The 24898-nt window shown below is 72.5% G+C and carries 20 protein-coding genes; 8 read left to right on the forward strand and 12 right to left on the reverse strand.

Annotated features, from left to right (window positions below; translation table 11 throughout):
- Positions 1-84: 84 nt before the first annotated feature.
- The 4 genes from uraD to GWK25_RS13470 are packed head-to-tail and all read left to right on the forward strand — an operon-like array spanning position 85 to position 3314.
- Positions 85-618 (forward strand): 2-oxo-4-hydroxy-4-carboxy-5-ureidoimidazoline decarboxylase, encoded by a 534-nt coding sequence (uraD, locus tag GWK25_RS13455; RefSeq protein WP_215450288.1) that lies wholly within the window; start codon positions 85-87, stop codon positions 616-618.
- The gene (uraH, locus tag GWK25_RS13460; protein ID WP_215450290.1) at positions 615-1028 is read left to right on the forward strand and encodes a hydroxyisourate hydrolase; all 414 of its coding nucleotides are present in this window, start codon (positions 615-617) and stop codon (positions 1026-1028) included. Before uraD ends, uraH begins: the two co-directional genes overlap by 4 nt.
- A 2-nt stretch (positions 1029-1030) precedes the next feature.
- Positions 1031-1924, forward strand: coding sequence for a factor-independent urate hydroxylase (gene pucL / locus GWK25_RS13465; protein ID WP_215450292.1), 894 nt, complete (start codon positions 1031-1033; stop codon positions 1922-1924).
- A 10-nt stretch (positions 1925-1934) separates the two neighbouring features.
- Positions 1935-3314, forward strand: a complete 1380-nt coding sequence (locus GWK25_RS13470; RefSeq protein WP_215450294.1) for an 8-oxoguanine deaminase — start codon at positions 1935-1937, stop codon at positions 3312-3314.
- A gap of 159 nt (positions 3315-3473) precedes the next feature.
- On the opposite strand, the gene GWK25_RS13475 is transcribed toward GWK25_RS13470, so the two are convergent.
- Positions 3474-5672 (reverse strand): alpha-N-acetylglucosaminidase, encoded by a 2199-nt coding sequence (locus tag GWK25_RS13475; RefSeq protein WP_215450296.1) that lies wholly within the window; start codon positions 5670-5672, stop codon positions 3474-3476.
- A 295-nt stretch (positions 5673-5967) separates the two neighbouring features.
- Between GWK25_RS13475 and GWK25_RS13480 the strand changes: the two genes are divergently transcribed.
- Positions 5968-7656, forward strand: a complete 1689-nt coding sequence (locus GWK25_RS13480) for a heme peroxidase family protein (RefSeq protein WP_215450298.1) — start codon at positions 5968-5970, stop codon at positions 7654-7656.
- A 110-nt stretch (positions 7657-7766) separates the two neighbouring features.
- Here the strand turns inward: GWK25_RS13480 and GWK25_RS13485 are convergent, their stop codons facing one another.
- From GWK25_RS13485 to GWK25_RS13505, 5 genes are all read right to left on the reverse strand, one after another.
- Positions 7767-8189 (reverse strand): thioesterase family protein, encoded by a 423-nt coding sequence (locus tag GWK25_RS13485; RefSeq protein WP_215450299.1) that lies wholly within the window; start codon positions 8187-8189, stop codon positions 7767-7769.
- Between the two features lie 93 nt (positions 8190-8282).
- The gene (locus tag GWK25_RS13490; RefSeq protein ID WP_215450301.1) at positions 8283-8933 is read right to left on the reverse strand and encodes a hypothetical protein; all 651 of its coding nucleotides are present in this window, start codon (positions 8931-8933) and stop codon (positions 8283-8285) included.
- 52 nt (positions 8934-8985) lie between these two features.
- Positions 8986-9585 (reverse strand): histidine phosphatase family protein, encoded by a 600-nt coding sequence (locus tag GWK25_RS13495; protein ID WP_215450302.1) that lies wholly within the window; start codon positions 9583-9585, stop codon positions 8986-8988.
- Positions 9586-9629: 44 nt separating this feature from the next.
- Positions 9630-10163, reverse strand: a complete 534-nt coding sequence (locus GWK25_RS13500) for an HAD domain-containing protein (protein ID WP_215450304.1) — start codon at positions 10161-10163, stop codon at positions 9630-9632.
- Positions 10164-10330: 167 nt separating this feature from the next.
- The gene (locus GWK25_RS13505; protein ID WP_215450306.1) at positions 10331-11539 is read right to left on the reverse strand and encodes a pyridoxal phosphate-dependent aminotransferase; all 1209 of its coding nucleotides are present in this window, start codon (positions 11537-11539) and stop codon (positions 10331-10333) included.
- An 86-nt stretch (positions 11540-11625) separates the two neighbouring features.
- On the opposite strand from GWK25_RS13505, the gene GWK25_RS13510 reads away from it, so the two are divergent.
- Positions 11626-12267: a winged helix-turn-helix transcriptional regulator gene (locus GWK25_RS13510; RefSeq protein WP_215450308.1), complete on the forward strand. Its 642-nt coding sequence runs from the start codon at positions 11626-11628 to the stop codon at positions 12265-12267.
- A 288-nt stretch (positions 12268-12555) separates the two neighbouring features.
- On the opposite strand, the gene GWK25_RS13515 is transcribed toward GWK25_RS13510, so the two are convergent.
- The 3 genes from GWK25_RS13515 to GWK25_RS13525 form a co-directional block, all read right to left on the reverse strand.
- Positions 12556-13368 (reverse strand): hypothetical protein, encoded by an 813-nt coding sequence (locus tag GWK25_RS13515; protein WP_215450310.1) that lies wholly within the window; start codon positions 13366-13368, stop codon positions 12556-12558.
- Positions 13368-14645: a VWA domain-containing protein gene (locus GWK25_RS13520; RefSeq protein ID WP_215450312.1), complete on the reverse strand. Its 1278-nt coding sequence runs from the start codon at positions 14643-14645 to the stop codon at positions 13368-13370. Before GWK25_RS13520 ends, GWK25_RS13515 begins: the two co-directional genes overlap by 1 nt.
- Before the next feature lie 62 nt (positions 14646-14707).
- Positions 14708-16237, reverse strand: coding sequence for an IucA/IucC family protein (locus GWK25_RS13525; protein ID WP_308404229.1), 1530 nt, complete (start codon positions 16235-16237; stop codon positions 14708-14710).
- Between the two features lie 222 nt (positions 16238-16459).
- Between GWK25_RS13525 and GWK25_RS13530 the strand changes: the two genes are divergently transcribed.
- Positions 16460-18067, forward strand: a complete 1608-nt coding sequence (locus tag GWK25_RS13530; RefSeq protein ID WP_215450314.1) for an IucA/IucC family siderophore biosynthesis protein — start codon at positions 16460-16462, stop codon at positions 18065-18067.
- 33 nt (positions 18068-18100) lie between these two features.
- Here GWK25_RS13530 and GWK25_RS13535 read toward each other — a convergent pair whose 3' ends face one another.
- The 3 genes from GWK25_RS13535 to GWK25_RS13545 are packed head-to-tail and all read right to left on the reverse strand — an operon-like array spanning position 18101 to position 21809.
- Positions 18101-19156 (reverse strand): ABC transporter ATP-binding protein, encoded by a 1056-nt coding sequence (locus GWK25_RS13535; RefSeq protein ID WP_215450316.1) that lies wholly within the window; start codon positions 19154-19156, stop codon positions 18101-18103.
- Positions 19153-20754, reverse strand: coding sequence for an iron ABC transporter permease (locus tag GWK25_RS13540; protein WP_215450318.1), 1602 nt, complete (start codon positions 20752-20754; stop codon positions 19153-19155). Before GWK25_RS13540 ends, GWK25_RS13535 begins: the two co-directional genes overlap by 4 nt.
- A 5-nt stretch (positions 20755-20759) precedes the next feature.
- A complete protein-coding gene (locus tag GWK25_RS13545) occupies positions 20760-21809 on the reverse strand; it encodes an iron ABC transporter substrate-binding protein (protein WP_215450319.1) in 1050 nt (349 codons plus the stop codon).
- Between the two features lie 294 nt (positions 21810-22103).
- On the opposite strand from GWK25_RS13545, the gene GWK25_RS13550 reads away from it, so the two are divergent.
- Complete coding sequence (locus GWK25_RS13550) at positions 22104-24695, forward strand: AMP-binding protein (protein ID WP_215450320.1); 2592 nt, start codon at positions 22104-22106, stop codon at positions 24693-24695.
- Positions 24696-24898: the final 203 nt, after the last annotated feature.

The raw sequence follows: 24898 nt of genomic DNA on the forward strand, positions 1-24898 counted from the left end.
TTTTTCAACAAACTGTTGACGCGATGTCGTCGCGGGGCGTTAGCTTGCCGTAGCCAGTCCAGCACCACGGCGACGGAGGCTCCCGTGACTTCGCGTACTTCGCGTTCCTCGACACCGGGCCTCGCCCGTTTCAACGCCCTGGAGAAGCACGTGGCCGCCGCCGCGCTCCACGAGGCGTGCACCTCGGCCGCATGGGGGCGCAGACTCCTCGCCGGCCGCCCCTACGCCGCCGTCGAGGACCTCCTCGCCGCCAGTGACGCCGCCATGGCCGAACTGAGCGAGGAGGACCTGGCGCAGGCCATGGCCGGGCACCCCCCGATCGGCCGCCCGAAGCCGGGCGACCCGACCTCGGCCCGTGAGCAGCGCGGCATGGCCGGCGCCTCCGACGAGCTGAAGGCGGAGATGCTCGAACTGAACCTGGCCTACCAGGAGAAGTTCGGTCATGTCTTCCTGATCTGCGCCACCGGCCGGACCGGCGAGCAGATGCGCGACGCGGTCCGGGACCGGATCGGCAACGCGCCGGAGCGGGAACGCGAGATCGTCCGTACCGAACTGGGCAAGATCAACCGCATCCGCCTGGCCCGGCTCGTCGACGTCGAAGAGGAAGCCCGATCATGAGCACCAGCACGACCGCCTCGGTGTCCACACACATCCTGGACACCTCCGTCGGCCGCCCCGCCGCGGGCGTCGCCGTCCACGTCGCCGCCCGCGGCGGACGGGAAGCGGACTGGCGGGCGCTCGGCGGCTCGGCGACCGACGCCGACGGCCGCTGCAAGGACCTGCCGGCCCTGCCGGAGGGCACCACACAGGTGCGACTCGACTTCGAGGTCGAGCCGTACCTCGCCCGCAACGCCGCACAGACCGTGCACAAGCAAGCCGATGCGCAGCAGGACGCCCCCGCGAATCGGGACAGCGGTGCCGTGTTCTTCCCCGAGGTCGTCATCACCTTCACGGTGACGCCCGGGGAGCACTACCACGTACCGCTGCTGCTCAACCCGTTCGGCTACTCCGTTTACCGAGGGAGCTAGCTATGCCCATCCTTGGACCCAACCAGTACGGCAAGGCCGAGAACCGCGTCGTACGCATCACGCGGGACGGAGCCACCCACCACATCAAGGACCTCAACGTCTCGGTCGCGCTGAGCGGCGACATGGACGAGGTCCACCTCTCGGGCTCGAACGCGAACGTCCTGCCGACGGACACCACCAAGAACACCGTGTACGCCTTCGCCAAGGAGCACGGCATCGAGTCCGCGGAACAGTTCGGCATCCATCTCGCCCGGCACTTCGTGGCCTCCCAGCCGGCCATCCACCGGGCCCGTGTCCGTATCGAGCAGTACGCCTGGGAGCGCATCGAGCACGGCGGCGAGGGCGCGCACTCCTTCGTCCGGCAGGGCCAGGAGACCCGGCTGACCCAGATAACCCACGACGGTTCGTCGTGGGAGGTCGTCTCCGGTCTGAAGGACCTCACGGTCATGAACTCGACCGACTCCGAGTTCTGGGGTTACGTCAAGGACAAGTACACGACCCTGCCCGAGGCGCACGACCGCATCCTCGCCACCGAGGTCTCCGGCCGCTGGCGCTTCAACTGGACCGACGACGAGCAGCCGATGCCCGACTGGGAGGCGTCCTACGAGCAGGTCAAGAAGCACCTGCTCCGGGCCTTCGCCGAGACGTACTCCCTCTCGCTCCAGCAGACCCTCTACCAGATGGGCGTACGGATCATCGAGCACCGCGAGGAGATCGACGAGGTCCGCTTCTCCCTCCCGAACAAGCACCACTTCCTGGTGGACCTGGCCCCCTTCGGGCTCAAGAACGACAACGAGGTCTACTTCGCCGCCGACCGCCCCTACGGCCTGATCGAGGCCACCGTCCTGCGGGACGGGTGCGAGGCGAAGATCCCGGCGGACCTGACCAACCTCTGAGGGGCGCAGCATGACAACAGTTCAGCGCATCGTGATCGAGAACTGTTCGATCGCGACCGTGGACGCCGACGACACCGAGTACGCCACCGGCCACCTCGTCATCGCCGGCGACCGCATCGAGTCGCTCGGCAGGGGGCGGGCCCCCGAGGACCTGGCGGACGTCGTACGCCGTATCGACGCGACCGGCCACCTCGTGACCCCCGGCCTGGTCAACACCCACCACCACTACTACCAGTGGATCACCCGGGGCCTCGCCACCGACCACAACCTCTTCGACTGGCTCGTCGCCCTCTACCCGACCTGGGCGCGCATCGACGAGCAGATGGTCCACGCGGCCGCCCAGGGATCCCTGGCGATGATGGCCCGCGGCGGTGTCACCACCGCGATGGACCACCACTACGTCTTCCCGAAGGGCTCCGGCGACCTGTCGGGCTCCATCATCCGGGCAGCCCGCGAGACGGGCGTCCGCTTCACGCTCGCCCGAGGCTCGATGGACCGCAGCGAGAAGGACGGCGGACTTCCGCCGGACTTCGCGGTCGAGACCCTGGAGGGCGCGCTCGCCGCCACCGAGGAGACGGTGCGGCAGCACCACGACGCCTCCTTCGGTGCGATGACCCAGGTGGCCGTCGCCCCCTGCTCGCCGTTCTCGGTCTCCACCGAACTGCTGCGTGAGGGCGCGGAGTTGGCCCGTCGCCTCGGGGTGCGGCTGCACACCCACGGTTCGGAGACGGTCGAGGAGGAGAAGTTCTGCCACGAGCTGTTCGGCATGGGCCCGACCGACTACTTCGAGTCCACGGGCTGGCTCGGCGAGGACGTGTGGATGGCCCACTGCGTCCACATGAACGACTCCGACATCGACGCCTTCGCCCGTACGAGGACGGGCGTGGCCCACTGCCCGTCGTCCAACGCCCGGCTGGCGGCGGGGATCGCCCGGGTCCCCGACATGCTGGCGGCAGGCGTCCCCGTCGGCCTCGGCGTCGACGGCACGGCCTCCAACGAGTCCGGCGAACTCCACACCGAGCTGCGCAACGCGCTCCTGATCAACCGCCTCGGCGCCCACCGCGAGGCCGCCCTCACCGCCCGCCAGGCGCTCCGCCTCGGCACGTTCGGCGGAGCCCAGGTCCTGGGCCGCGCGCGGGAGATCGGCTCCCTGGAGCCCGGCAAGCTCGCCGACCTGGTCCTCTGGAAGCTCGACACGCTCGCGCACGCCTCGATCGCCGACCCGGTGGCCGCCCTGGTCCTCGGCGCGGCGGCCCCGGTGACGGCGTCGTTCGTCAACGGCCGCCAGATCGTGGAGAACAACCGCCTGCTGCACGTCGACGAGGACGCGATCGCCCGCTCGACCAGGGAGGAGGCGCGGCGGCTGGCGCGGATCGCCGCCGGAGCCTGACCCGCTGAACTCTGGTCGAGGGGGACGGCCCTCGGCCAGAGCCGTGTACCTCGGTGAGGTCCACGGCAGCCGTATCCGGGGCGCGCACGCGCGTGCGCGCCCCGGAACGGTGTCCCCGGCGGGCCGTCCAGGGTGGGCCGCACGCGCCGGCGGGGTCCGTCAGGAGAGTGCCGCGAGCCGGTCCCGGACCCGGGTCGCGACCGTGTACGTGTCGCCGGTCGGCTCGGTCGCGAGCGGTCCCGGGTTCCGCGCCCAGCGGTCCTCCAGGGCGAACCAGTCGATCTTCGCCGGTGTCCGGCCCTCGGCCAGCGCGGCACTCAGCTCCTCGAAGTACGTCGACCAGCGCAACCGGTACAGCCCGCCGACCAGTCCCGCCCACTCCCGGTTGGCGTAGTCCCGCAGCCCCGCGTCCGCGCCCTTCCGTGTCCCCCACACGGTCAGCAGCGACAGGTTGTCGTACGCCAACTGGTCCCGCTCGGCGGCGTCCGCGCCCCAGGAGCGGGCCTCCTCGACCCAACGGCCCAGCAGATGACGGGAGTCGGTGGCCACCAGCTCGTCCAGCAGATCGATGAGCGACAGCCAGTCCGCGCTCGACCTCGCGAAGAGCGCCGTGTCCTCCGCGTCGTACGCCGCCTTGATCTTCGGCAGCATCACCCGGCTGCGGTTGGCGAGGGTCTGGCGGGCCACGTCGAGGAGATCGCGGCGGTACGCCGCCGAGACCCGCAACTCCGGTCGGACCTTCAGCAGTTCGTCCAGCGCGGGCTCGAAGTCGGCCGCACTGTAGCGGAGTTGCTTCGGAGACCAGCGGCCGGCCCGTACGACGTTCAGGGCCGGCCGGGCACCGAACAGGCCGTCGGCGCCCTCGCTCCAGGAGTCGGCGCGGGTGGTGCCGTACGCGGTGCGGCGCAGGATGTCCCAGGCGGCCTCGGCGTGCGGATCGAGGGCGCCGTACCGGGCGTGCGCCCACTCGGCGAACCAGGTCTTCAGGTCCAACTCGCCCTCTCGCCAGGCGAGTTCCGAGAACAGGGTGAAGGCTGCCGGGTTGTTGTCCGCTGCCTCCGGCATCAGGGCGATCCCCCGCAGCCTACTGCCGGACTTCGTGCGCCACTTCTCGTACAGCGCCGCCCAGTCGGGGGTGTTGGCGCCGAGCGCGGTGTGCCCGCCGAAGTTCCAGATGGAACCGAAGGCGTACGGGGTGTCGCCCCAGTCGGCCTCGCGGTCGGTGACCGTGGGGAAGCGGTCGGAGAGACCGTCGACGACGAGCATCCGCTCCTTGTCGACGGCGTCGACGATCGCCCGCGGCGGGTTGTGCTGCCAGCCGAGGATCACCCAGGTGGCCCCCGGGTGAGCGCGCTGGAGGGCGCGCTCGACGCCCTTCGCCGCGTCGGCCACGGGGACGTCCCCCGGGTCGCCGCCCTCGTGCAACAGGTCCATCTTGTACAGGGTCGACGGGCCGAACATCTCGTCCTGCACCCGGTAGAAGGCCGCCGCGACCGTGGCGAACTCGGCGCCGCGCGGGTCCAGCCAGTCGGGGCGCGCGAAGCCCATCCATTCGCCCTGCGGCACGGTCCGCGCCCCCGGGACCCGCTCCGCGAAGCCCGCCGGGACCGTCCCGAAGTAGCCGGGGAACACCGGTGTCATCCCCAGCTCCCGCGCCCGGTCGGCGATCCGGCGGCCGAGGGCGGCCCGCGCGTCCAGGAGCTGCCGGGAGACGGGGGAGGGGAAGGCGGAGAGGTTCTGCAGCAGCCACCACGGCTGGTGGGCCGGGCCCGGCACCCACGCCCGCAGCTCCTCCTCGCCGTACCCGAACTCCTGGAACACCCGGTGGTACAGCGCGTCCGCGCCCGCGTAGACCAGGACCTCGTTGTAGCCGTGCAGCGCCAGCACGTCCAGCTCGCGCTCCCAGTACCCCCAGTCCAGGTACGCGCCCGTGTAGCCGTCGTTGGTGTCGTTGAGGGCGAAGCGGTGGACGACGTTCGCCCGGCGGCTCACCGCCTGGCCGAGGCCCGGCAGCTCACGCGGCAGGAGGTCCGTCTGCTCGCCCGCCCAGTTGATGTCGGCGTACGCGACGTGTTTCAAGTACCAGTTCAGGCCGGTGAGTTGCGTGGCCGGGGTGTCACCGGCGACCGTGATGCGGCCCGTGCTCCCCGATACGTGGAAGGTGTCCTTCTCCCTTCCCTCCAGGAAGGTGATCTGCCGCCAGTGGTCCGGCAGCAGCCTTCTGGTCGCCACCGAGGCCGTGCGCTGTGCCTTGTCGGTGCGGGGCGCGTCGTCCGAGGGGATCGCGCGGGCCGAGGTGCAGGCGGCGGCGGAAGCGGCGGCGAACGCGGTGAGCAGGGCACGGCGGGCGAGCGGCATGGTGTCTCCGGGGATGCGGTGGGGGGTACGCCGTGGGAGGAATACCCGCCGACACCCCACTTGTGCGCGGACACGCGGCCACACGGGGGAGAACCCGACGTGAACGGCTGCTTCCTACGCCAATATGAGTAGATCTCCCGGTTCGGGAACCTCTCCTCGTGGCCGACGCGTTGTCGGGAAACAGGGATTTATCCGAATGATCGCTTCGCGTCCGGTGGGGGCCGGTACCGACGGGGAGAGCCGGTAAGTCCGGTTGTGGCCGTTCGCGGAGCCGGGGGACAGAACGGGGACACACATGGTGCATCGACACCATCGCGAGACCTACTACGTCGTCAACGAGGGCCGGATCCTGGAGTTCGAGAAGGGGGCGGCGGTCGCGCGCGTGCCGAGCGCGACCGAGCAGCAGATGGCCTTCCGCTTCTCCCGTTTCGGCGAGAAGGGGGTCCAGCTCGACGAGGAACTGCTCGGCAAGCTGGCCGTGGCCATGACCACGGGCACCGGCGGCGCCGACCCGGACTCGGGGGAGCCCGGCGCGTCGGTCCCGGCGGGGTTCACGTATCTCGGTCAGTTCGTCGACCACGACCTGACCCTGGACCGCACCCAGGTGGGCCTGGGTGAACCGGTCCCGGTCGAGGACCTGGTGCAGGGGCGCAGCCCCGCCCTCGACCTGGACTCGCTCTACGGCATGGGCCCGCGCCACGCGGGCAGCGCCCGTTTCTACGAGCCCGGCGGCCGCCTGCGGATGGGCACGACACTCGGGGTGGACTTCCCGCCCGAGTCGACCTCCAACATCGACCGCGAGGGCTTCGACCTGCCGAGGGCCGGCGAGGCGGCCGGTGGCACCCGGGCCGACAAGCGCGCCCCGCTCATCCCGGACGCGCGCAACGACGAGAACCTCGCGGTCGGCCAGCTCCACCTGGCCTTCATCCGCTTCCACAACCGGGTCGTCGACCACCTCGCCGAGCGCGGAGTGCCCGAGCACCGGCTGTTCCAGGCCGCCCGGGAGCTCGTCGTGAAGCACTACCAGTGGGTGCTGCGCACCGACTTCCTGCCGCGCATCGTCGACCCGGACATCGTCGAGCGGGTCTTCACCCGCGGACGCAGGCACTTCGAGCGCCCTGGATACGTCCGCCCCGGCGACTTCCCGACGATGCCCATCGAGTTCTCGGTGGCGGCCTATCGCCTCGGGCACAGCATGGTGCGCGGGGCCTACCAGTGGAACAGCGTGTTCCGCGCGGGCGGCCCCGGTCCGATCGCCTCGCTCGGACTGCTGTTCCGCTTCAGCGGGACGGCGGGCAACCTCACCCCGGGACCGGACGACCTGAGCGACCTCGACGACCCGGACTCCGGCGAGAACCTGCGACTGCCGAGCAACTGGATCGTCGACTTCCGCCGGCTGTTCGACTTCGGCGAGATCGGCCGGGAGGACCTGGTCGTGCCGGAGCGCGAGTTCAACGTGGCCAAGCGGCTGGACACCCTGCTCGTCGACCCCCTGTCCACGCTGCCCACCGGCACCTTCGACGGCCGGGGCCGCCCGGCCCCGCCGCCGATCCAGCGCAACCTCGCGTTCCGCAACCTGGTGCGGGCCTCGATGGTCGAGCTGGCCACCGGGCCGCAACTGGCCGCCCAGATGGGATTCAAGCCCCTGACGGAGGACCAGATCCTGCGCGGCAACGGCGGAGCCGTGCTGGAGGGCTTCACCGACGCCGAGCGCACCCAGCTCGTGGAGCACACCCCGCTCTGGTTCTACGTGCTGCGCGAGGCCGAGGTGAACGAAGCGCGCCCCGGCAGCCTCACCGGGGTGGGCGGCACCCTCGTCGCGGAGGTCTTCCACCGGGCGATGGAGGGCAGCCGGAGGTCGATCGTGAAGCACCCGGGCTGGCGCCCGAGCCTCCCCTCCCACCGCAAGGGCAGGTTCACCATGGCGGACCTGCTGCTCTTCGCCTTCGAGAACGACCCGGAGCTGCTGAACCCGCTGGGCTGAGCGGCCACCGGTCGTGACTCCCCGGCGTCGTGGACCGTGAGCGCGAGCCCACGGCGCCGGGACCCGTCGCCCCTGCCGGGACCCGGGCGGCGCGTGGTCCGTCGGCGTGCCTACAGCCCGAACAGGCTGGGGTCCGCCGCCAGGGCCCGGAAGTACTCCCGGGGGTCGGCCACCAGCTTGCGGATCCTCAGATCCATCAGCCCGCCGACACCGGTGATCTCGGCGGCCACTGTGCCGTCCGTCCTGCGTACGGTCTGCTCGATGCGGAACGTCTTGCCCTCGCCCCACGCGAACACGCACGTCACCTCGACCTCGTCACCGGCCAGCAGCTCGTGCCGGTAACGGACCGTCGTCTCCAGGGCCACGGGCCCGACCCCCTTCGCCAGCAGGTCGGCCTGGCGTATCCCGGCGGCCTGCAGCAGCGACCACCGCGCGTGTTCGCCGTACTGGAGGTACACACTCTGGTTCAGGTGCCCCTGCACATCGGTCTCGTACCCACGCACGGTCACCGGAACGGAAAACGGCTCGGCCATGACTCCCCCTACCTGAGGCGAACGACAACGCCCACCAGCTTACTGAGCGCTTGCTCAGACCCCGGGACCCGAGTCGGCCCGCTGGTCGCTCCGCTAGACGCGCCTCGGCGAAGCCAGCAGATAGCGCTCGCGTGTCCGTGGATCCGTGTGCTCGCCCGCCTGCCAGCCCGCCTCTTCCAGCGTCGCCCCGCAGGCCCGCAGCGCCTGGGCGTCGGGCTCCCGCACGGCGACGGCCTCGGGCTGGGGCGTGGCCCGCACGCGGTAACCCCCGCCCGCCGGGTCCGCTCCGGCGGGCCGGTGGCCCTCGGCCTCCAGTGCCAGGGCGGCGGCCTGCACGAGATGCGTGCGCTCCCAGCCGCAGGGGCGGTCCGTGGCGCCGCCGGTGTTGGTCATCCGGCGCAGTTCCAGAAGCCCCTGCCAGGCGCTGTGGACCTCCCGGGCCCGAGCCGGTCCCGTGGCGGCGGCCTCCTCACCGCCGACCCGCGCGGCGAAGACGCCCGTACCGGCGGGAGCGGTGTCCGTCGGGGCGGGCTCCCGGGAGGCCGTCTCCGGGGCCGGTGCCGTCTCCCGCAGGCGATGCCCGGCCGGGGTGAGGAAGTGGTCGTGCGGCGGGCGCAGATGCCGGAAGGCGAGCCCGCGCTTCACCAGGGCCGCGAGCTGGTGCTCCGTACCCGTCAGCCGTCCCGTCACGGGCTCGGCGGCGTCGATGATCCGCCGCTGGGCGGCGGTCGGCGGTCGTGTCACGGCATCCTCCCTCACCCGGACCGGCCCTGGGGCACGCCTACGGATACGGAGACTACGAGGAGGGTCTGACATTCCACCCCGCGAGGACCGGACGCCCATGCTCCGTTCCGAGCCGGCAGACCGTGCCCGTGGCCAGCTGGAACAGCGCGCCGCCGGAGGCGGGCAGCCCGAGATAGCGGGCCGTGAGCACGCGCAGGAAGTGACCGTGGGCCACGAGCACCACGCTGCCCTCCGTGTTCGCCAGCGCCGCGTGGGCCTTGGCCAGCATGCGGTCGGCACGGGCACCCACCTCCTCCGGGCTCTCCCCGGGGTGCTCCGGCGGCCCCGGCGCCACGCCGTCCGTGAACAGGAACCACTCCGGCCGCGTGCGGTGGATCTCGACGGTGGTGACGCCCTCGTACCCGCCGTAGTCCCATTCGACGAGGTCGGCGTCGATGCGCGCTCCGGTGAGTCCGGCCAGGTCGGCGGTCTCCCGGGCGCGCTTGAGCGGGCTCACGAACACGGCTCCGAGGCGGTGCGAGCCGAGCAGCGGGGCGAGGCCGCGTGCCTGCTCGCGGCCGTGGTCCGTCAACGAGATGTCGGTCCAGCTGGTGTGCTGCCCGGACACCGACCACTCGGTCTCACCGTGCCGCACAAGAAGAAGATCACCCATGCCCTCAGGCTACGAGTCCGCGGCGCCCGACGGCGTCCCGCTCCTCACAGGGCACGGGCCCACCGTTCCAACTCCGTGAACTCCGCCTCCCGCAGCCCCCGGCGCGGATCGATCCGCATCAGCAGCGCGGCCGTGTCGTGGTGCTCGGCCACATGCCGGACGTCGAGGTCGGTGATCATGTCGTCGACCCAGACGAACGGCCGTCCCGCCGCCCACTCCAGGACCTGCCGAGTCTTCCAGTACAACCCGTCCGGGTCCTCGGCGAAGAGGCCGGCGAACTCGATGACCGGCAGGTCGCGGGGCAGCCCGATCACCGGGCCGATCATCTCGTTGGCCTCGTGCATCCAGGTCGTCGCCCACGCCAACTCATACGGCAGCGCGAGCAGTCGCTCGCCGTGCGCCGGATTGAGCCGGATCCGCAGCCCCCGGCGCAGCCGCCGGGAGCCCGGTTTCTGCCGGGAGGACCAGTTGGCCGGGCGCACCCGGTGGGTCACATAGCCGCGAGGACGCCACAGGCGGGCGCCGAACGGGTTCAGGGGGCCGTCGACGTCGAGGAGGAGCAGCGGGCGCTCAGTCATGGGGAAGGGCTACCCATGCCGGGTGGGCGCCGATGCCCGGACGCCCGCGTACGCCGACGACCCGGCCCGTATACGCGACGGTGCCGTACCGCTGTCGACGGCCACCCGTACCCGTCGTCGTCGACCACCGGTACCGGCCGTCGTCGACCACCGGTACCGGCCGTCGGCTACTGCCGGTACCCGCTCAGAAAGCGGCCGATCCGGCTGATCGCCGCGTCCAGGTCGTCGGCGTGCGGGAGGGTGAGGATGCGGAAGTGGTCGGGGGTCGGCCAGTTGAAGCCGGTGCCCTGGACGACCTGGATCTTCTCGCGGAGGAGGAGGTCCAGCACGAACTTCTCGTCGTCGTGGATCTTGTGGACCTTGGGGTCGAGCCGGGGGAAGGCGTACAAGGCGCCCTTGGGCTTCACGCAGGAGACGCCGGGGATCTCGTTGAGCTTCTCCCACGCCACGTTGCGCTGCTCGTGGAGGCGGCCGCCCGGGGCGGTGAGTTCGGTGATCGACTGGCGGCCCCCGAGCGCGGCCTGGATGGCGTACTGGGCGGGCGCGTTGGCGCACAGCCGCATGGAGGCCAGCATCGTCAGGCCCTCCAGGTAGTTGCGGGCGTGCTGCTTGGGGCCGGTGACGACCAGCCAGCCGGAGCGGAAGCCCGCGACGCGGTACGTCTTGGACAGGCCGCAGAAGGTCAGGACGACCAGGTCGGGGGCGAGCGCGGCGGCCGAGTGGTGGACGGCGTCGTCGTACAGGATCTGGTCGTAGATCTCGTCGGCGAAGACCATCAGGCCGTGGCGGCGGGCGAGGTCGAGGATGCCCTCGATGATCTCCTTGGGGTAGACCGCGCCGGTGGGGTTGTTCGGGTTGATGATGACGACGGCCCTGGTGCGGTCGGTGATCTTCGACGCCATGTCGTCGAGGTCCGGGTACCAGTCGGCCTGTTCGTCGCAGAGGTAGTGGACCGCCTTGCCGCCGGCGAGGGTGGTCACCGCCGTCCACAGGGGGAAGTCGGGGGCGGGGATCAGGATCTCGTCGCCGTCCTCGATCAGTGCCTGTACGGCCATGGAGACCAGCTCGGAGACGCCGTTGCCGAGGAAGACGTCGTCCACGTCGACGTCGAGGCCCCGCTCCTGGTAGCGCTGGGCGACCGCGCGGCGGGCCGAGAGGACGCCGCGCGAGTCCGTGTAGCCGTGGGCCTGCGGGAGCATCCGGATCATGTCCTGGAGGATCTCCTCCGGCGCCTCGAAGCCGAAGAGCGCGGGGTTGCCGGTGTTGAGACGCAGGACGCTGTGCCCCGCCTCCTCCAGCGCGTTGGCGTGCTCGATCACGGGGCCGCGGATCTCGTAACAGACCTCGCTGAGCTTGCTCGACTGCCGGAACTCCATGCGCCCTCGCCCTCCGGTTCGTTGTGATGCTTGGTTTTACCAAGTAGGTGCTTGGAAAGTCCAACGACATGTCTAGACTGCGTCCCATGTCACCTCGCCGAAGCTACGACCAGTACTGTTCCGCCGCGCGGGCGCTCGACCTCGTCGGTGACCGTTGGACCCTGCTGATCGTGCGCGAACTGCTGGCCGGGCCGCGCCGCTACACGGATCTGCACGCGGACCTGCCGGGCGTCAGCACGGACGTGCTCGCGTCGCGACTCAAGGACATGGAACGGGACGGTCTGTCGACACGGCGCCGGCTGCCGCCGCCGGGAGCGGCATACGTGTACGAACTCACCGATCGGGGGCGGGATTTGCTGCCGGTGCTGCAGGCGCTGGGTGCGTGGGGGGAGCCGGCGCTCGGGCAACGCCGGGCCACGGACGCGGTACGGGCGCACTGGTTCGCGTTGCCGCTGCTGCGGGCGCTGCGCGGGCTGGCCGGGGGTGGTGCGGGCCTCGTCGAGGTCCGGCTGGAGGAAGGGGCGTTCCATGTGTGGGCGGGGGCGGAGGAGGGGCCGGTGTACGGGGACGGGCCCGCGCCGGGGGAGGCGGACGTACGGCTGACCCTCGACACGGACACCTGCGGTGCGCTCGGCCGGGGGGAGTTGGGGCTGAGGGATGCGGTGCGGGCGGGGCGGGTCGAGGTGGAGGGGGAAGGGGCGCTGGCCAAGGAGTTGCGGGAGGGGTGAGGGAGGGGCTGTCGAGGGCCGTCGTCAGCTGCGGGTCCGTGGGGCTTCTCGCGCAGTTCCCCGCGCCCTGAAAGACCCGGCCGTGCGGGCCTGAAAAGCACGGGGCGCAGCCCCTGCTTCTCAGGGGCGCGGGGAACTGCGCGAGAAGCCCCACCGGAGCCGCGGACGGAATCGAGATCCAAATCGGAGCCGCGGACAGGATCGAAGAGGTGGCCCCCTGGCGGAATCCGCAGCCTCCATGCCGAGGCCCGCCGAAGGAACATGGTTCGGCGGGCCTCGGACGACACGTCAGGCGCTCGGCGGTGGGACCCGGCCCGGCCTGCCGGCGCCCCGCGTCAGCGAGTAGCCGGCGATCCCCGCCAGCGCGGCCAGCACCGCCCCCAGCGCGGTCCACACCCAGCGGTCGCTCCACCAGCCTGAGGCCCACCCGTCGTCGGGTTCCAGGGAGGAGAGGACCGCCTCGGCCGAGGAGTCCTCGTCGTCCTCCTGCCGGGACGTCACCGCGATCCCCGGGACCAGCGGCTGGGCCAGCGAACCGTCGACCGCCGCCGACCCGCCGATGTCCTTGGAGTCGACCTCGACCTCGGCGCCGACCGGCAGCCCCAGATCGGCCGTGGCCAGCCGGGTCGTGGTGAGCCGGAGGTAGTACGTGCCCGGCAGCGGGTCGTCGGCCCACTCCTCCGACCACGCGCGAACGGTACGCAGGGTGCAGGACAGCTCGACGGAGCCCGCCCCCGCCCCGGCGGTCCGGGTCTGCGCGCCGTACTGGCAGGCCTGGCGGCGCCGCAGCCCGTCGTACACGTCGATCTGCCAGGTCGAGGAGGACTCGGCCCCCTCGGGCAGCTTGACGCTCGCCCGCACGGTGGGCCGTTGGCCCGCGTCGGCCGGGAACGACCAGTACAGGTAGTCACCGGTCGAGGCGTTCGCCGTCGCGGTCTGCCCCTGCTCGAACTCCGCGGCCGTACGGAAGGACGTGCCCGCCTCGGTGGGCGCGTCACCGCCGTCCGAGGGGCTCGCGGACGGCGTGGAGTCCGCGACCGCCGGAGAGACGGCCAGGCCCAGCGCCAGCAGGGCCGCGCTCAACCCACGTGTGATCCGCATCAGTTGGTCCTCCAGACCGCGACCCGCCAGCGTGACAGCCAGCCCCACAGCACACCCGCGAGGAACCCGACGAGTACCAGCACACCGAGCAGCCACCAGCCGCGGCCGAGGCCGAAGGAGGCCACGTCGGCGGCCTGGTCGGGCCCGTCCACGACGTCGACGGTGATCTCCAGCGGCAGACCGGGCGTGGTCTTCACACCGCTCGCCGGTGAGTAGGAGTGGGTCACCTGGAGGCAGACGGTCTCGGCGACGTCCTCGTCCGCCGAGTCCTCGGCGTCCTCGGTCTCCGGCTTCGGGTGCCGCAGACCGGCGGAGATGACGTCGGTACGGCCCGTGCCGGCCGCCTCGCCGCGCACGATCTCGCGGTTCTTCGTGGTCACGGCGCGCAGCAGCACCCCGTAGTGCGGGTTGACGTCCCGGTCCGCCGCGACGCTCACCGAGGCCCGCAGCTCCTGGCCCGGCTTCACGTCCACGCGGTACCAGCGCTGCTGCCCGAACTCCTCACGGTCCGTGTAGAGACCGGACGTCAGCGTGGGTGCCTGTGCGCACGCCTCGGCGCCCTCCACGGCCTTCGGCACGACCACGGGGTCGGCGGCCCGGTCGACCAACTGGTTGACGCGGTCGGTGAGTTCGTCCCGGTGCTCGATCGAGGTGTACGTGCCGCCGGTCGCCTCGGCGATACAGCTCAGCTGCAGCCGCATCTTGGCGTTCGGGACCAGGCCGAGCGTGTCGATGGTCAGGCCGATGCCCTTGGCCGCGATCTCACGGGCCACCTCGCACGGGTCGAGCGGGGCACAGGTGTCCTCGCCGTCGCTGATCAGCACGATCCGCTTGGTGCCCTCGCCGCCCTCCAGATCGTCGGCCGCCTTCAGCAGCGCGGGGCCGATCGGGGTCCAGCCGGTCGGCGTGAGCGTCGCGACCGCCGTCTTCGCCTCCGTGCGGTCCAGCGGTCCCACCGGGTAGAGCTGCGCGGTGTCCTTGCAGCCCGTCTTCCGGTCGTCGCCCGGGTAGTCGGCGCCCAGCGTGCGGATGCCGAGCTGGACCTCCTCGGGCGTGGCGTCCAGCACCTCGTTGAACGCCTGCTTCGCCGCGGCCATGCGGGACTCGCCGTCGATGTCCTTGGCCCGCATCGAACCGCTGACGTCCAGCAGGAGGTTGACCTTGGGCGCGGTGGCCGTGGTCTCGTCGGCGACGGCCGTGGTCGGCACCGCGATCCCGGCCGTCAGGGCGGCGAGCAGGGCGAACACCCCTGCTGCCGGCCGTTTTCTTGTGATCATCGGCGGATCCTATTGATCCGGAGGGCCGTGCTTCAAAACGAGAGCCGCTGTTGACGGGCCGTTCACCGCAGCGGACTCGGCACCTCCGCCCAGATGTCACCTGGCCGCTCCGGCGAAAGTCGCATCAGCGTCAACGCCTTCGTCGGTACCGGCCCCTCCAGCAACGTGCCCAGATCGGCGGTGCGCGGCAGCTCCCGTACGGCGGCGGCGAGCGCCTCGCGCAGGACAGGCGTCGAACCGGCCGTCGCACCGAGCGTGCCCGTGATCAGGGCGCCGAACAGCTTGCGCCGCAGGGTCCTCTCGTCGTCCGTGACGATGCGGCCGGTCATCGCGGGCGCCGCGATGCCGTGCCGGGCGAGGCGGGCCGGGCTGACCCGGATGTCCGCGAGGTCGCGGTAGACGAGACGGCGGGGGGCACCCGACGGGGACAGGACCACCAGGAGGTTCTGGCCGTGTGCCTCCAGGGCCACGCCCACGTCGAGCAGCCGGAGGGAGACCGTGAGCGCGAGACGGGTGAAGTCCGCCAGCCAGAAGGGCGACCGCGGCAGCTCCGTCGTCGCCAGGGCGGCCACCGGCAGAACCCGTTCACCGGCCGCGGTGTCCGCGTACGTGTCCGGTGACTCGCGCAGCACCGCCGCGAGATCCGGCGAACCGGCGGTGACCGCGCCGAGCGTGCGTGTGACGTGCAGCAGCCCTTCGGTGCGGGCCGCGACCTCGGCCATGAAGTCCGACACGATCGCCGAGGTCTCGATCGAGTAGACCGAGATGTCCCGCACGGAGGAGGTCAGCCGGGCACTCAGCGCGGTCTTGACGTGCGGACCGCCGTCCGCGAGGGCGAGGGTGCGCAGCGACATCAGCGGATGCGCCTCGACCACCTCCCCCAGCGGGCACTTCAGGACATGGGCCGCCTGCCACGGATGCACCGGGACCAGCACCCGTCCGCCGTCCCACAGCGTGTCCGGCCACTCCCCGACGACCAGCGCGTCGTCGACGGGCGCCAGCCCCAGCCGCACCACCGGCCGGTGCTCCGGCCCGTAGGCGAGCTGGTCGACCGCCGAGAAGCCGGGCCGGGAACGGCAGTTGGGGTGGAACGGATGCCCGTCGACGATCGCCTGCTCCCACTCCCAGCCCGCCCGGGGGGCCGAGTGCGCCAAGGGGGCCGGTGGTGCACCCCGGTTGGCGCGCGAAAGGGCCAACGAGGCCACGCTGTGGTCGAGTTCGGCGGCGAAGGCGGCACTGTGCGGAACGGCGAGCGCGCTCATCAGCCGCGCCGGACGGTCGTACGGCCGCTCGTCGAACCACACCTGTGCGACCCGCGCCGCCGTGCCGTACGGGTCCACGACCGGGCCGTGCAGTCGCCGGCCGTCGGCGAGGTGGAGCGTGACCCCGTCTCCTCCCGCCGTCTCCCGCCGCACCACCCAGGGCAGCGGCTCGTGGACGAGGCCGCGCCACAGCCGGGTCAGCACCGCCGCCCGGGCGCCGGGCAGCGCGGTCGCGTACGGCAGCGTCAGATCAGGGCGTACGGCGCCCAACTCGGCGCCGAGCGAGGCCTCTGCGTCGGCTTCGGCGTCGGTCACGGGGGGACGGGCCACGGAGGGGCTCCTCGGGTGCGGGTGCGGGGGCGACGAGTGCGGGCGCGGTGTCGGGCGGGTACGGGTGGCGACAGGGATGTCGGTGCGAACGTCGGCGTACGACCACTGCCCGTCCGTCTCCTCCGCGACGCATGACGCCATCGCGGGCGGACGCCTCATGGCTGCTTCGCGACGAGGCGTGAGGGGCAGACATACTGATCACGAGTGCACCGTAAGGAACGAATGGACCCCGTGGACGCCAACCCGCCCCGCGACGGCATCGGCGCCGTAGCCGACGCCCACGCAGCCGCACCCCTGCTCAACTGCCTTCTGCGGGAGGCGGGGGAGCCGACCGACGCGCCGGAGGGGGAGCCGACGGGTGCGCCGGGGAGAGGGCCGGACGGACAGTCGGCAGTGTCGTCGGGCGCGACCGTGGTGCACCGCCTCAGGGGCAGCGGCCGCTTCCTGCGGGTGCGCGGCACCCGCCGCCCCGCCCACCCCGAGGTGCGCACGGAGGACGGCTGGCACGCCCTCACCCACACCGACCTCGTCAAACTCGTCGCCGAGGAACTGCGCGCCCTCACCGGCCTCGCCAACTCCGAACTGCCCGCCGAGATGCTGGACAGCCGCGAGGCCGTTGCCGCCCTCCTGGCCCGGCGCGCCCACGCGCCGGTGCCCGAGGATCCGTACCGGCGCTCCGAACAGTCCCTGATCACCGGTCATCCGTACCATCCCGCTCCCAAGGCGCGCGGCGGCGGGCCGGCCGCCGCCTGGCTGCCCTACGCCCCGGAGGCGTATGCCCGGTTCCCGCTCGTCCTCCTCGGCGTCCGTGAGGACGCGGTGGTCGAGGAGGGCGACACCACCGCCCTCGACACCCTGGGCTCGGCGCCGCCCGGCTATCGGCTCCTGCCCGCCCACCCCTGGCAACTCGACCTGGTGGGCGACGAGTTGGGCGAAGCGTTCGCGGACGGACGTCTCGTACGGCTGGGCCGGACGCGAGGGGAGAGCTGGCCGACGGCGGCGATCCGCACGGTGTACGTGCCCGAGGTGGAACCGGAGGCCGTCGGCGGTCCCGGCTCCGACCTCTTCCTGAAGTTCAGCCTCGACGTACGGATCACCAACGACATCCGCCGGCTGTGGCGGCACGACCTGCTCAGGCTGCGCCGCACCGACCGGGCGGTCACGGAGGCCTTCGCCGGGTCGCCGGGTGCCTGGCTGAGCGACCGCGGCTACCGCACCGCCGCCTTCGCGTTCGAGGAGCTGGCGGTGTTGGTGCGGGACGGCCTGGGCGGCCATGTGCCCCCCGGCACGACACCCGTCCTCGCCGCCGCCCTCACCGAGAGTGCCGGGGCCTTCCCGGGGAACCCGCTCCCGCGCGCCACCGACCCCGAGGCCTGGTGGGAGGCGTATCTGCGGGCGGTCGTCCCCCCGGCCCTCGCCGCGTTCCACGGCCACGGCGTCGTGCTGGAGGCCCACCTGCAGAACACCGTCGTCGCCTGCGACGCCTCGGGCACCCCCGTCCAGGTGGTCTACCGCGACGCCGAGGGGGTGAAGCTCCTCCCGGACGTCACGCGCGCGGCCGGCTGGGAACGGCTGGTCTACTGCCTCTTCGTCAACAACCTCCTGGAGATCGTGGCGGCCCTGACCGAACACCACCCGGCGCTCGACCCCCGGCCCGCCGTACGACGAGAGCTGGAGCGCCACGGTCACGTACCGGAGGTCGCCGACCTGCTCGACTCGCCCACGCTGCCGGGCAAGACGAATCTGCTGCTCAGATGGACGGGGGCGGACGGCGCGGCCGCGCGCTACCTCCCCCTGCCCAACCCGTTCCGCCGACCGCCCCGGGCGTGACGTCCCCCCCCGTGTGCGTATCGCAAGGGCTCCTCACGACGGAACGTTCGCGTGCAGCGTCGCCTCGCCGGTGACCCGTACGCCCGTCTCCTCCCCGGGCCTCACCGGCGGCTGGCCCGGGACGCGGACGTCGATGGGCGAGCCGTGGCCCGGGACGGTCACGGTGACCATGGCGTCGTGGCCGTAGTAGCGGATGTCCGTCACCTCGCCCCGGACGGCGCCCTCGGTGTCCGGGGCGGTGAGCCGGAGCTGTTCGGGACGCAGCAGGACCGTGCCCTCCCGGACGTCGGTGGGCGGGCCGGTGAGGGGGACGCGGCCCAGCGCGGTCTCGGCCGTCCCGTCGGCGCCGGTGGTGCCGGGGAGCAGGACCGCCTCCCCGACGAACCCCGCCACCCACGGGTCCGCGGGCCGGCGGTAGAGGTCCTGGGGCGTGGCGCACTGGACGACCCGGCCCGCGTGGACGACCGCGACCAGGTCCGCCGTGGACAGGGCCTCCTGCTGGTCGTGGGTGACCAGGACCGCCGTCGCGCCCGTCGCCCGCAGCGCCGCCCGCACGTCCGCCCGCACTCCCGCCCGCAGGGCGCTGTCCAGGGCGTTGAACGGCTCGTCGAGGAGGACCAGTTGGGGGCGCGGGGCCAGGGCCCGGGCCAGGGAGACGCGTTGCTGCTGGCCGCCGGAGAGTTCATGGGGCATGCGGTCGCCGTAGCCGGCGAGGCCGACCAGGTCCAGCATCTCCTCCGTGCGGTCCCGGCGTTCGGCCCGGTCGGCGCCCTTGAGGCCGAAGGCCACGTTGCGGGCCACACTGAGGTGCGGGAACAGCGCGCCCTCCTGGGGCACGATGCCGATCCGGCGGCGCTCGGGCGGCAGGTGGACGCCGGCGCCGCCGATCACCCGGTCGCCGATCCGTACGGTGCCCGCGTCCGCGCGCAGGAAGCCCGCGACGACCCGGAGCATGGTGGTCTTGCCGCAGCCGGAGGGACCCAGGACCGCGACCAGGCAGCCGGACGGCACGGTGAGGTCGAGGCCGCGCAGGACGGGTGCGTCGGGGCCGTAGGACTTCGTCAGGCCCTCGATCCGGAGAGCGTTCATGGGCGGTGCCTGCCAAGGAGGTAGGAGGGAACGGCCGCCAGCAGGATCAGCGCGGCCGCGTAGGGGGCCGCCGCCGCGAACGAGCCGGCGCCCGTCTCGGTCCACAGCCGGGTGGCCAGGGTGTCCATGCCGGTCGGGCGCAGCAGCAGGGTGGCCGGCAGCTCCTTCATGCAGACCACGAAGGTGAGGGCCGCCCCGGCCGCCACTCCGGGCGCGGCCAGCGGCACGGTGACCTCGCGCAGCACCTGCCAGGGGCGCCGGCCGAGCGAGCGGGCGACATCCTCCAGCACGGGCGGCGCCTGGAGGACGGCGGCGCGGGTCGCGGCGACCGCGACGGGCAGGAAGAGGACGGCGTACGCGCCGACCAGCAGCGGCAGTTGCTGGTAGAGGGGGTAGGCGTAGCGGACCGCGAAGAAGACCAGGGCCAGGGCGACCGTGATGCCGGGCAGCGCGTGGCCCGCGTAGGCCGACTGCTCCAACAGCCGCGCCCCGCGCCCCTTGTGACGGGCCGCGATCACCCCCACCGGCAGGGCGAGGACCGTGGTGAGAGCGGCACCCGCGGCGGCGACCCCGAGGGTGGCCAGGGCGGTGTCCGTGAGCAGGGGCAGGTCCCAGCCGGCGGAGGTGCCGGCGGCCAGCCAGTAGCCGAGGGTGGCCAGCGGGAAGACGACCGCCACGGCGACCACGGCGGCGCACCACAGCAGGGCGACCGGCCGCCACCGGCCGAGGGGGAGCGCGGCGACCGGGCGGGCGGTGCCGGTGCCGGTCCGCGCGTGTCCGGCACGTCCGCGCGTACGGGCCTCGGCGGCGACCAGGGTCACCGTCATCACCACCAGCACGACGCTGAGCGCGGCGGCCGGGGTGCGGTCGAAGGAGGCGCGGTAGGAGGTGTGGATGGCGCGGGTGAACGTGTCGTAGCGCATGAGGGAGACCGCGCCGAAGTCGGAGAGGACGTAGAGCGCGACGAGCAGGGCGCCGCCCGCCGCCGAGGGGCGCAGCTGGGGCAGGGTGACGCGCCAGAACGTCCGCAGGGGTCCGTGTCCGAGGGAGCGGGCGGCCTCCTCCAGCGCCGGGTCCGTGCCGCGCAGCGCGGCGGCGACCGGCAGGAGGACGTAAGGGAAGCTGACGAGGGTCAGGGCCAGCGCGGCGCCGCCGAAACCGGCGAGGTCGGGCTCGGCTGCCAGCCACGCGAACGCGGCCACGTAACTGGGCACGGCGAGCGGCAGCGTGGCCAGCACCGACCAGGCACGGGCGCCGGGCAGCGCGGTGCGCACGGTCAGCCAGGCCAGCGAGACGCCGAGCACCAGACAGGCCGCCACGACGACGGCGGTGAGGCCGAGGCTGCGGCCGAGGAGGGCGAGGGTGCGCTCGTCGGCGACGACGTCCCAGGCGAAGGCGGGCCCGCGTTCGAGGGCGCGCACGGCGAGGTAGCCGAGCGGCAGCAGCGCGAACAGCGCGGCGGCGCAGGCGGGGACGAGCAGGACGAGCGGCGGCCGGCGCCCGGCGTCGGAGGCGGCCCCCCGGGCGGCGCGGACCCGGCGGCGCCCGGCCGGAGCGTCCGCGCCGGCCGGGGGTGCCGTGGATGCGGTGGTGTTCACGAAGGTCAGACGAGCCCGACGTCCTGGAGCATCGCCAGGGTCTCCTGGAGGGAGTCCAGCTTGCCGAGGTCGATGTCGGGGGACTCCAGGGACTCGAACGGCGGCAGCCCCTCGACGGTGCTGGTGACGCCCGCGGCCAGCGGGTACTCCTTCGTCGTGTCGGCGAAGTAGGTCTGCGCGTCCTTCGAGAGCAGATAGTCGACGGCCTTCTGCGCGGCCTCGGTCTGCCCGCTGTCCTTCAGGATGCCCGCGCCCGCCACGTTGATCAGCGCGCCGGGGTCCTTGCCGGGCAGGAAGTGGAGCTTGGCGTTGACCTTGTCCTCGCCCTTCTCGGCGACCCGCTCGTACCAGTAGTAGTGGTTGACCAGGCCGAGGGAGACCTCGCCGGCCTCGATCGCGTCGAGGGTGGCGAGGTTGTGGGCGTAGGTCTTGGCACCGTTGGCCTTCAGGTCCGTCAGCCACTCGCGGGTCGCGTCGTCGCCCTCCAGGACGCGCATGCCGGTGACGAAGGCCTGGAAGGAGGCGTTGGTGGGCGCGAAGCCGACCTTGCCCTTCCACTGCGGCTTCACCACGTCGTGGACGCTGTCCGGAACCTGATCCTCGGTGAGGTCGTCCGGGTTGTAGGCAATCACCCGGACACGTCCGGACAGACCCACCCAATCGCCGTCGCCGCCGCGGTAGGCCTCGTCCACCTCGTCGAGCGAGGACTGCGGGAGCTTCTTCAGCATCCCCTCCTTGGAGAGGGCGCCCAGGGCGCCGGCGTCCTGGGAGAAGAACAGTCCCGCCTTGGTGCGTTCGCCCTCCTCCAGGATCTGGGCGGCGAGTTCCGCGCTGTCGCCGTAGCGCACCTCGACCTTGGCGCCCACCGCCTTCTCCAACTTGTCGAGCAGCGGCTTGACCAGCTTCTCGTTGCGTCCGGAGTAGATGACGAGGGTGGAGTCGCCCCCCTCCCCGGCCGTGCTCGTGTCGTCGTCGGAGCCGCAGGCGGCGAGGGCGGGGAGCAGCAGGCCGGCCGCGACGAGCGCGGTGATCCGGCGAGCCAGGGGGCGTCGCATGGTGATGTGCCTTCCTGCGGGATCCACCGGCGAACCGCTGGGCGCGGGGTCGGTCGGTGGGTGGGGAGATGATGTTTTCAAGCCAACTGTGAACATGCTATGAATAAGGTAAACCTTGCCTAAGCGTCAAGGGATCTGTGCTATTTGCGGACGCTGCCGCAGAAAGGTTGCGCGCCCGTGATCTCACCGCCCGAGCCCCTTAGCGCTCCCTCCCGGCCCCCGGCCGCGAGCCCCTTCTCGACCCCGATCCCCCTGTCGGCACCGCCGGTCCGGCCCTCCGCCGGACCGCGCGGAGTGACCTTCGCACGCCAACTCGCCGCCCACGGCGACCGCGTCGCCTTCATCACGCCTTCGGGAGAACTCGGCTATCGAGAGCTCGCCCGGCGGGTCACCGCCACGGCCAAGCGCCTCGGCCCCGTCCGCCGACTGGTCCTGCTGGCCGGCGCCAACCGCGTCGACACCCTCGTCGTCCATCTCGCCGCCCTGTCCGCCGGACACCCGGTCCTGCTCGTCCCCGGGGACAGCGACAGCACGATCGACGCGCTGACCGAGGCGTACGACCCGGACGTGGTGGCCCGTCAGGACGAGCGCGGCCACGTCACCCTCGACGAACGCAGGCCCGGCACCGCCCACACCCTCCACCCGGACCTCGCGCTGCTGCTGAGCACGTCGGGCTCGACCGGCTCCCCGAAGCTCGTACGGCTCTCGCACGACAATGTGCAGTCGAACGCCGCGTCCATCGCCGGATACCTCGGCATCACCGACACCGACCGCGCGGCCACGACCCTGCCCCCGCACTACTGCTACGGCCTCTCCGTCATCCACAGCCACCTGGTGCGCGGCGCCGGGCTGATCCTCACCGACCGGTCGGTGGCGGACGCCGGCTTCTGGGAGGAGTTCCGCGCCGCCCGTGGCACCTCGCTGGCCGGCGTGCCGTACACCTTCGACCTCCTCGACCGCGTCGGGTTCGCCGACATGGAGCTGCCGCACCTGCGCCGCGTCACCCAGGCGGGCGGTCGGCTGGCACCCGAACGGGTCGCCCGCTACGCGGAACAGGGGCGCCGGGCGGGCTGGGAACTCTTCGTGATGTACGGCCAGACCGAGGCGACGGCCCGCATGGCCTATCTGCCCCCGCACCTCGCCGCGGCCCGCCCGGAAGCCGTCGGCGTGGCGATCCCCGGCGGCTCCTTCCGCCTGGCCCCCGTCGACCCGCCGACCGACCCGGACACCGCCGGGAAGTCGGACGCGGACGACGTCGGCGAACTCGTCTACTCCGGCCCGAACGTCATGCTCGGCTACGCGCAGGGCCCGGCCGACCTCGCACTCGGGCGCACGGTCCAGGAACTGCGCACGGGCGACCTGGCGCGGCGCGCACCCGACGGGCTGTACGAGATAGTCGGGCGCCGCAGCCGGTTCGCGAAGATCTGCGGCCTGCGGATCGACCCCCAGCGTGTGGAGACCCTGCTGGAACGGCAGGGGATCACCGCGTTCTGCGTGGCCGACGGGGACGCGCTGGCGGTGGCGGCGCTCACGGACGGCGTCGGGAGCACCTCCGACGAGACACACGTGCGCCGCCTGGTGGCACAGGAGTGCGGCATCCCACCACGAGCCGTCCGGGTGCGCCTCGTTCCGGAACTGCCCCGCCTGGTCAGCGGAAAGCCCGACCACGAGGCCGTACGCCGTCTCACGCGTCCGCGGCCCCCGGCGGCGGGCGAGGCGGGCGCGGCGGGTGCCGGCCCGTCCGCCGCCCCGCGGAGGACCGACCCGGGGGCCGCGCTGCGGAGCCTCTACGCCGACATACTCGACTGCGACGACGTCACCGACGACAGCAGCTTCGTCGGTCTGGGCGGCGACTCGCTCTGCTACGTGGAGATGTCCCTGCGGCTGGAGGAGGCCCTGGGCACCCTCCCCACGGACTGGCCCGCGCGGCCGATTCGCGAACTCGCTTCCCTGGCAACGCAGTCGCGGGACCGTCCGGAGGGCAGCGGGGCGCGCGAGCCCCGCTCCCGAGGCGCCCGGCGTTCCCTGGAGACCGGGATCGCGCTGAGGGCGGTCGGGATCGTGCTCGTCGTCGGCTCGCACATCCCCGTCTTCATGCTCCAGGGCAGCGCGCACATTTTGATCGGCGTCGCGGGCTACAACTTCGCCCGCTTCCACCTGACCGCCGCCGCCCACCGCGACCGCGTACGCCACCTGTGGCGCGGCGTCGCCCGGATAGCCCTCCCGAGCATGGTGTGGATCTCCTGCGCGGTCCTGCTGACCGGGCTGTACGACCCCGCCAACGCCCTGCTGGTCAACAGCCTCCTCGACCAGGGCACCGAGCGCCACGAGTGGCACTACTGGTTCGTGGAGGCGCTGGTCTACTTCCTGGTCGTGCTGGGTGCGCTGCTGGCCGTGCCGCTGCTGGACCGGCTGGAGCGGCGCCACCCGTTCGCGGTCCCGCTGACGCTGGTGGCGATCGGCCTGGTCGGCCGCTACGACCTGCTGGACCTGGCGCCCGCCCGCTTCCACCTGGGCCCCGCCGTGGTGTTCTGGCTGTTCGCGCTGGGCTGGGCGGCGGCGCGGGCGACGAGCGCGCGGCGACGGCTGCTGCTGACCGCGGTGCTCCTGCTCACCACGCCCGGCCTGTTCCAGGACCAGCCGCAGCGCACGCTCCTGGTCGTCGCGGGCCTCACCCTGCTGATCTGGGTGCCGACGCTGCCGAGCCTGGGCCCGGTCAACCGCGTCGCCGGCGTCCTGGCGAGCAGTTCCCTCTACATCTATCTGACCCACTTCCAGGTCTACCCCTTCCTCCGCGACGACTTCCCCGTCCTCGCCCTCCTCGCCTCCCTGGCGGTCGGCGTCGGGTACGCCACGGTCGCCACCCGCGTGGTGCGCAGAATCTGACCGGTCGGCAGCCGCCCGGCCGAGCCGGACAAATGCTTTGGGCGGGGCGGTTCCCCGTTGCTAGGGTCGTGGCGGACCGTGAAGTCGTCGTAGGGAGGTGAGCCCCGTGAACACAGACACCCGTGGGTGCTCCCTCAATCCGTCACGGTCCGGCGGCTGACGTTCGGTGTCGCCGGGAGCGCCTGAGATCGAGGCACTCCTGG

Source organism: Streptomyces sp. ATCC 21386 (assembly GCF_018728545.1).
In the GTDB taxonomy this organism is placed as follows: domain Bacteria; phylum Actinomycetota; class Actinomycetes; order Streptomycetales; family Streptomycetaceae; genus Streptomyces.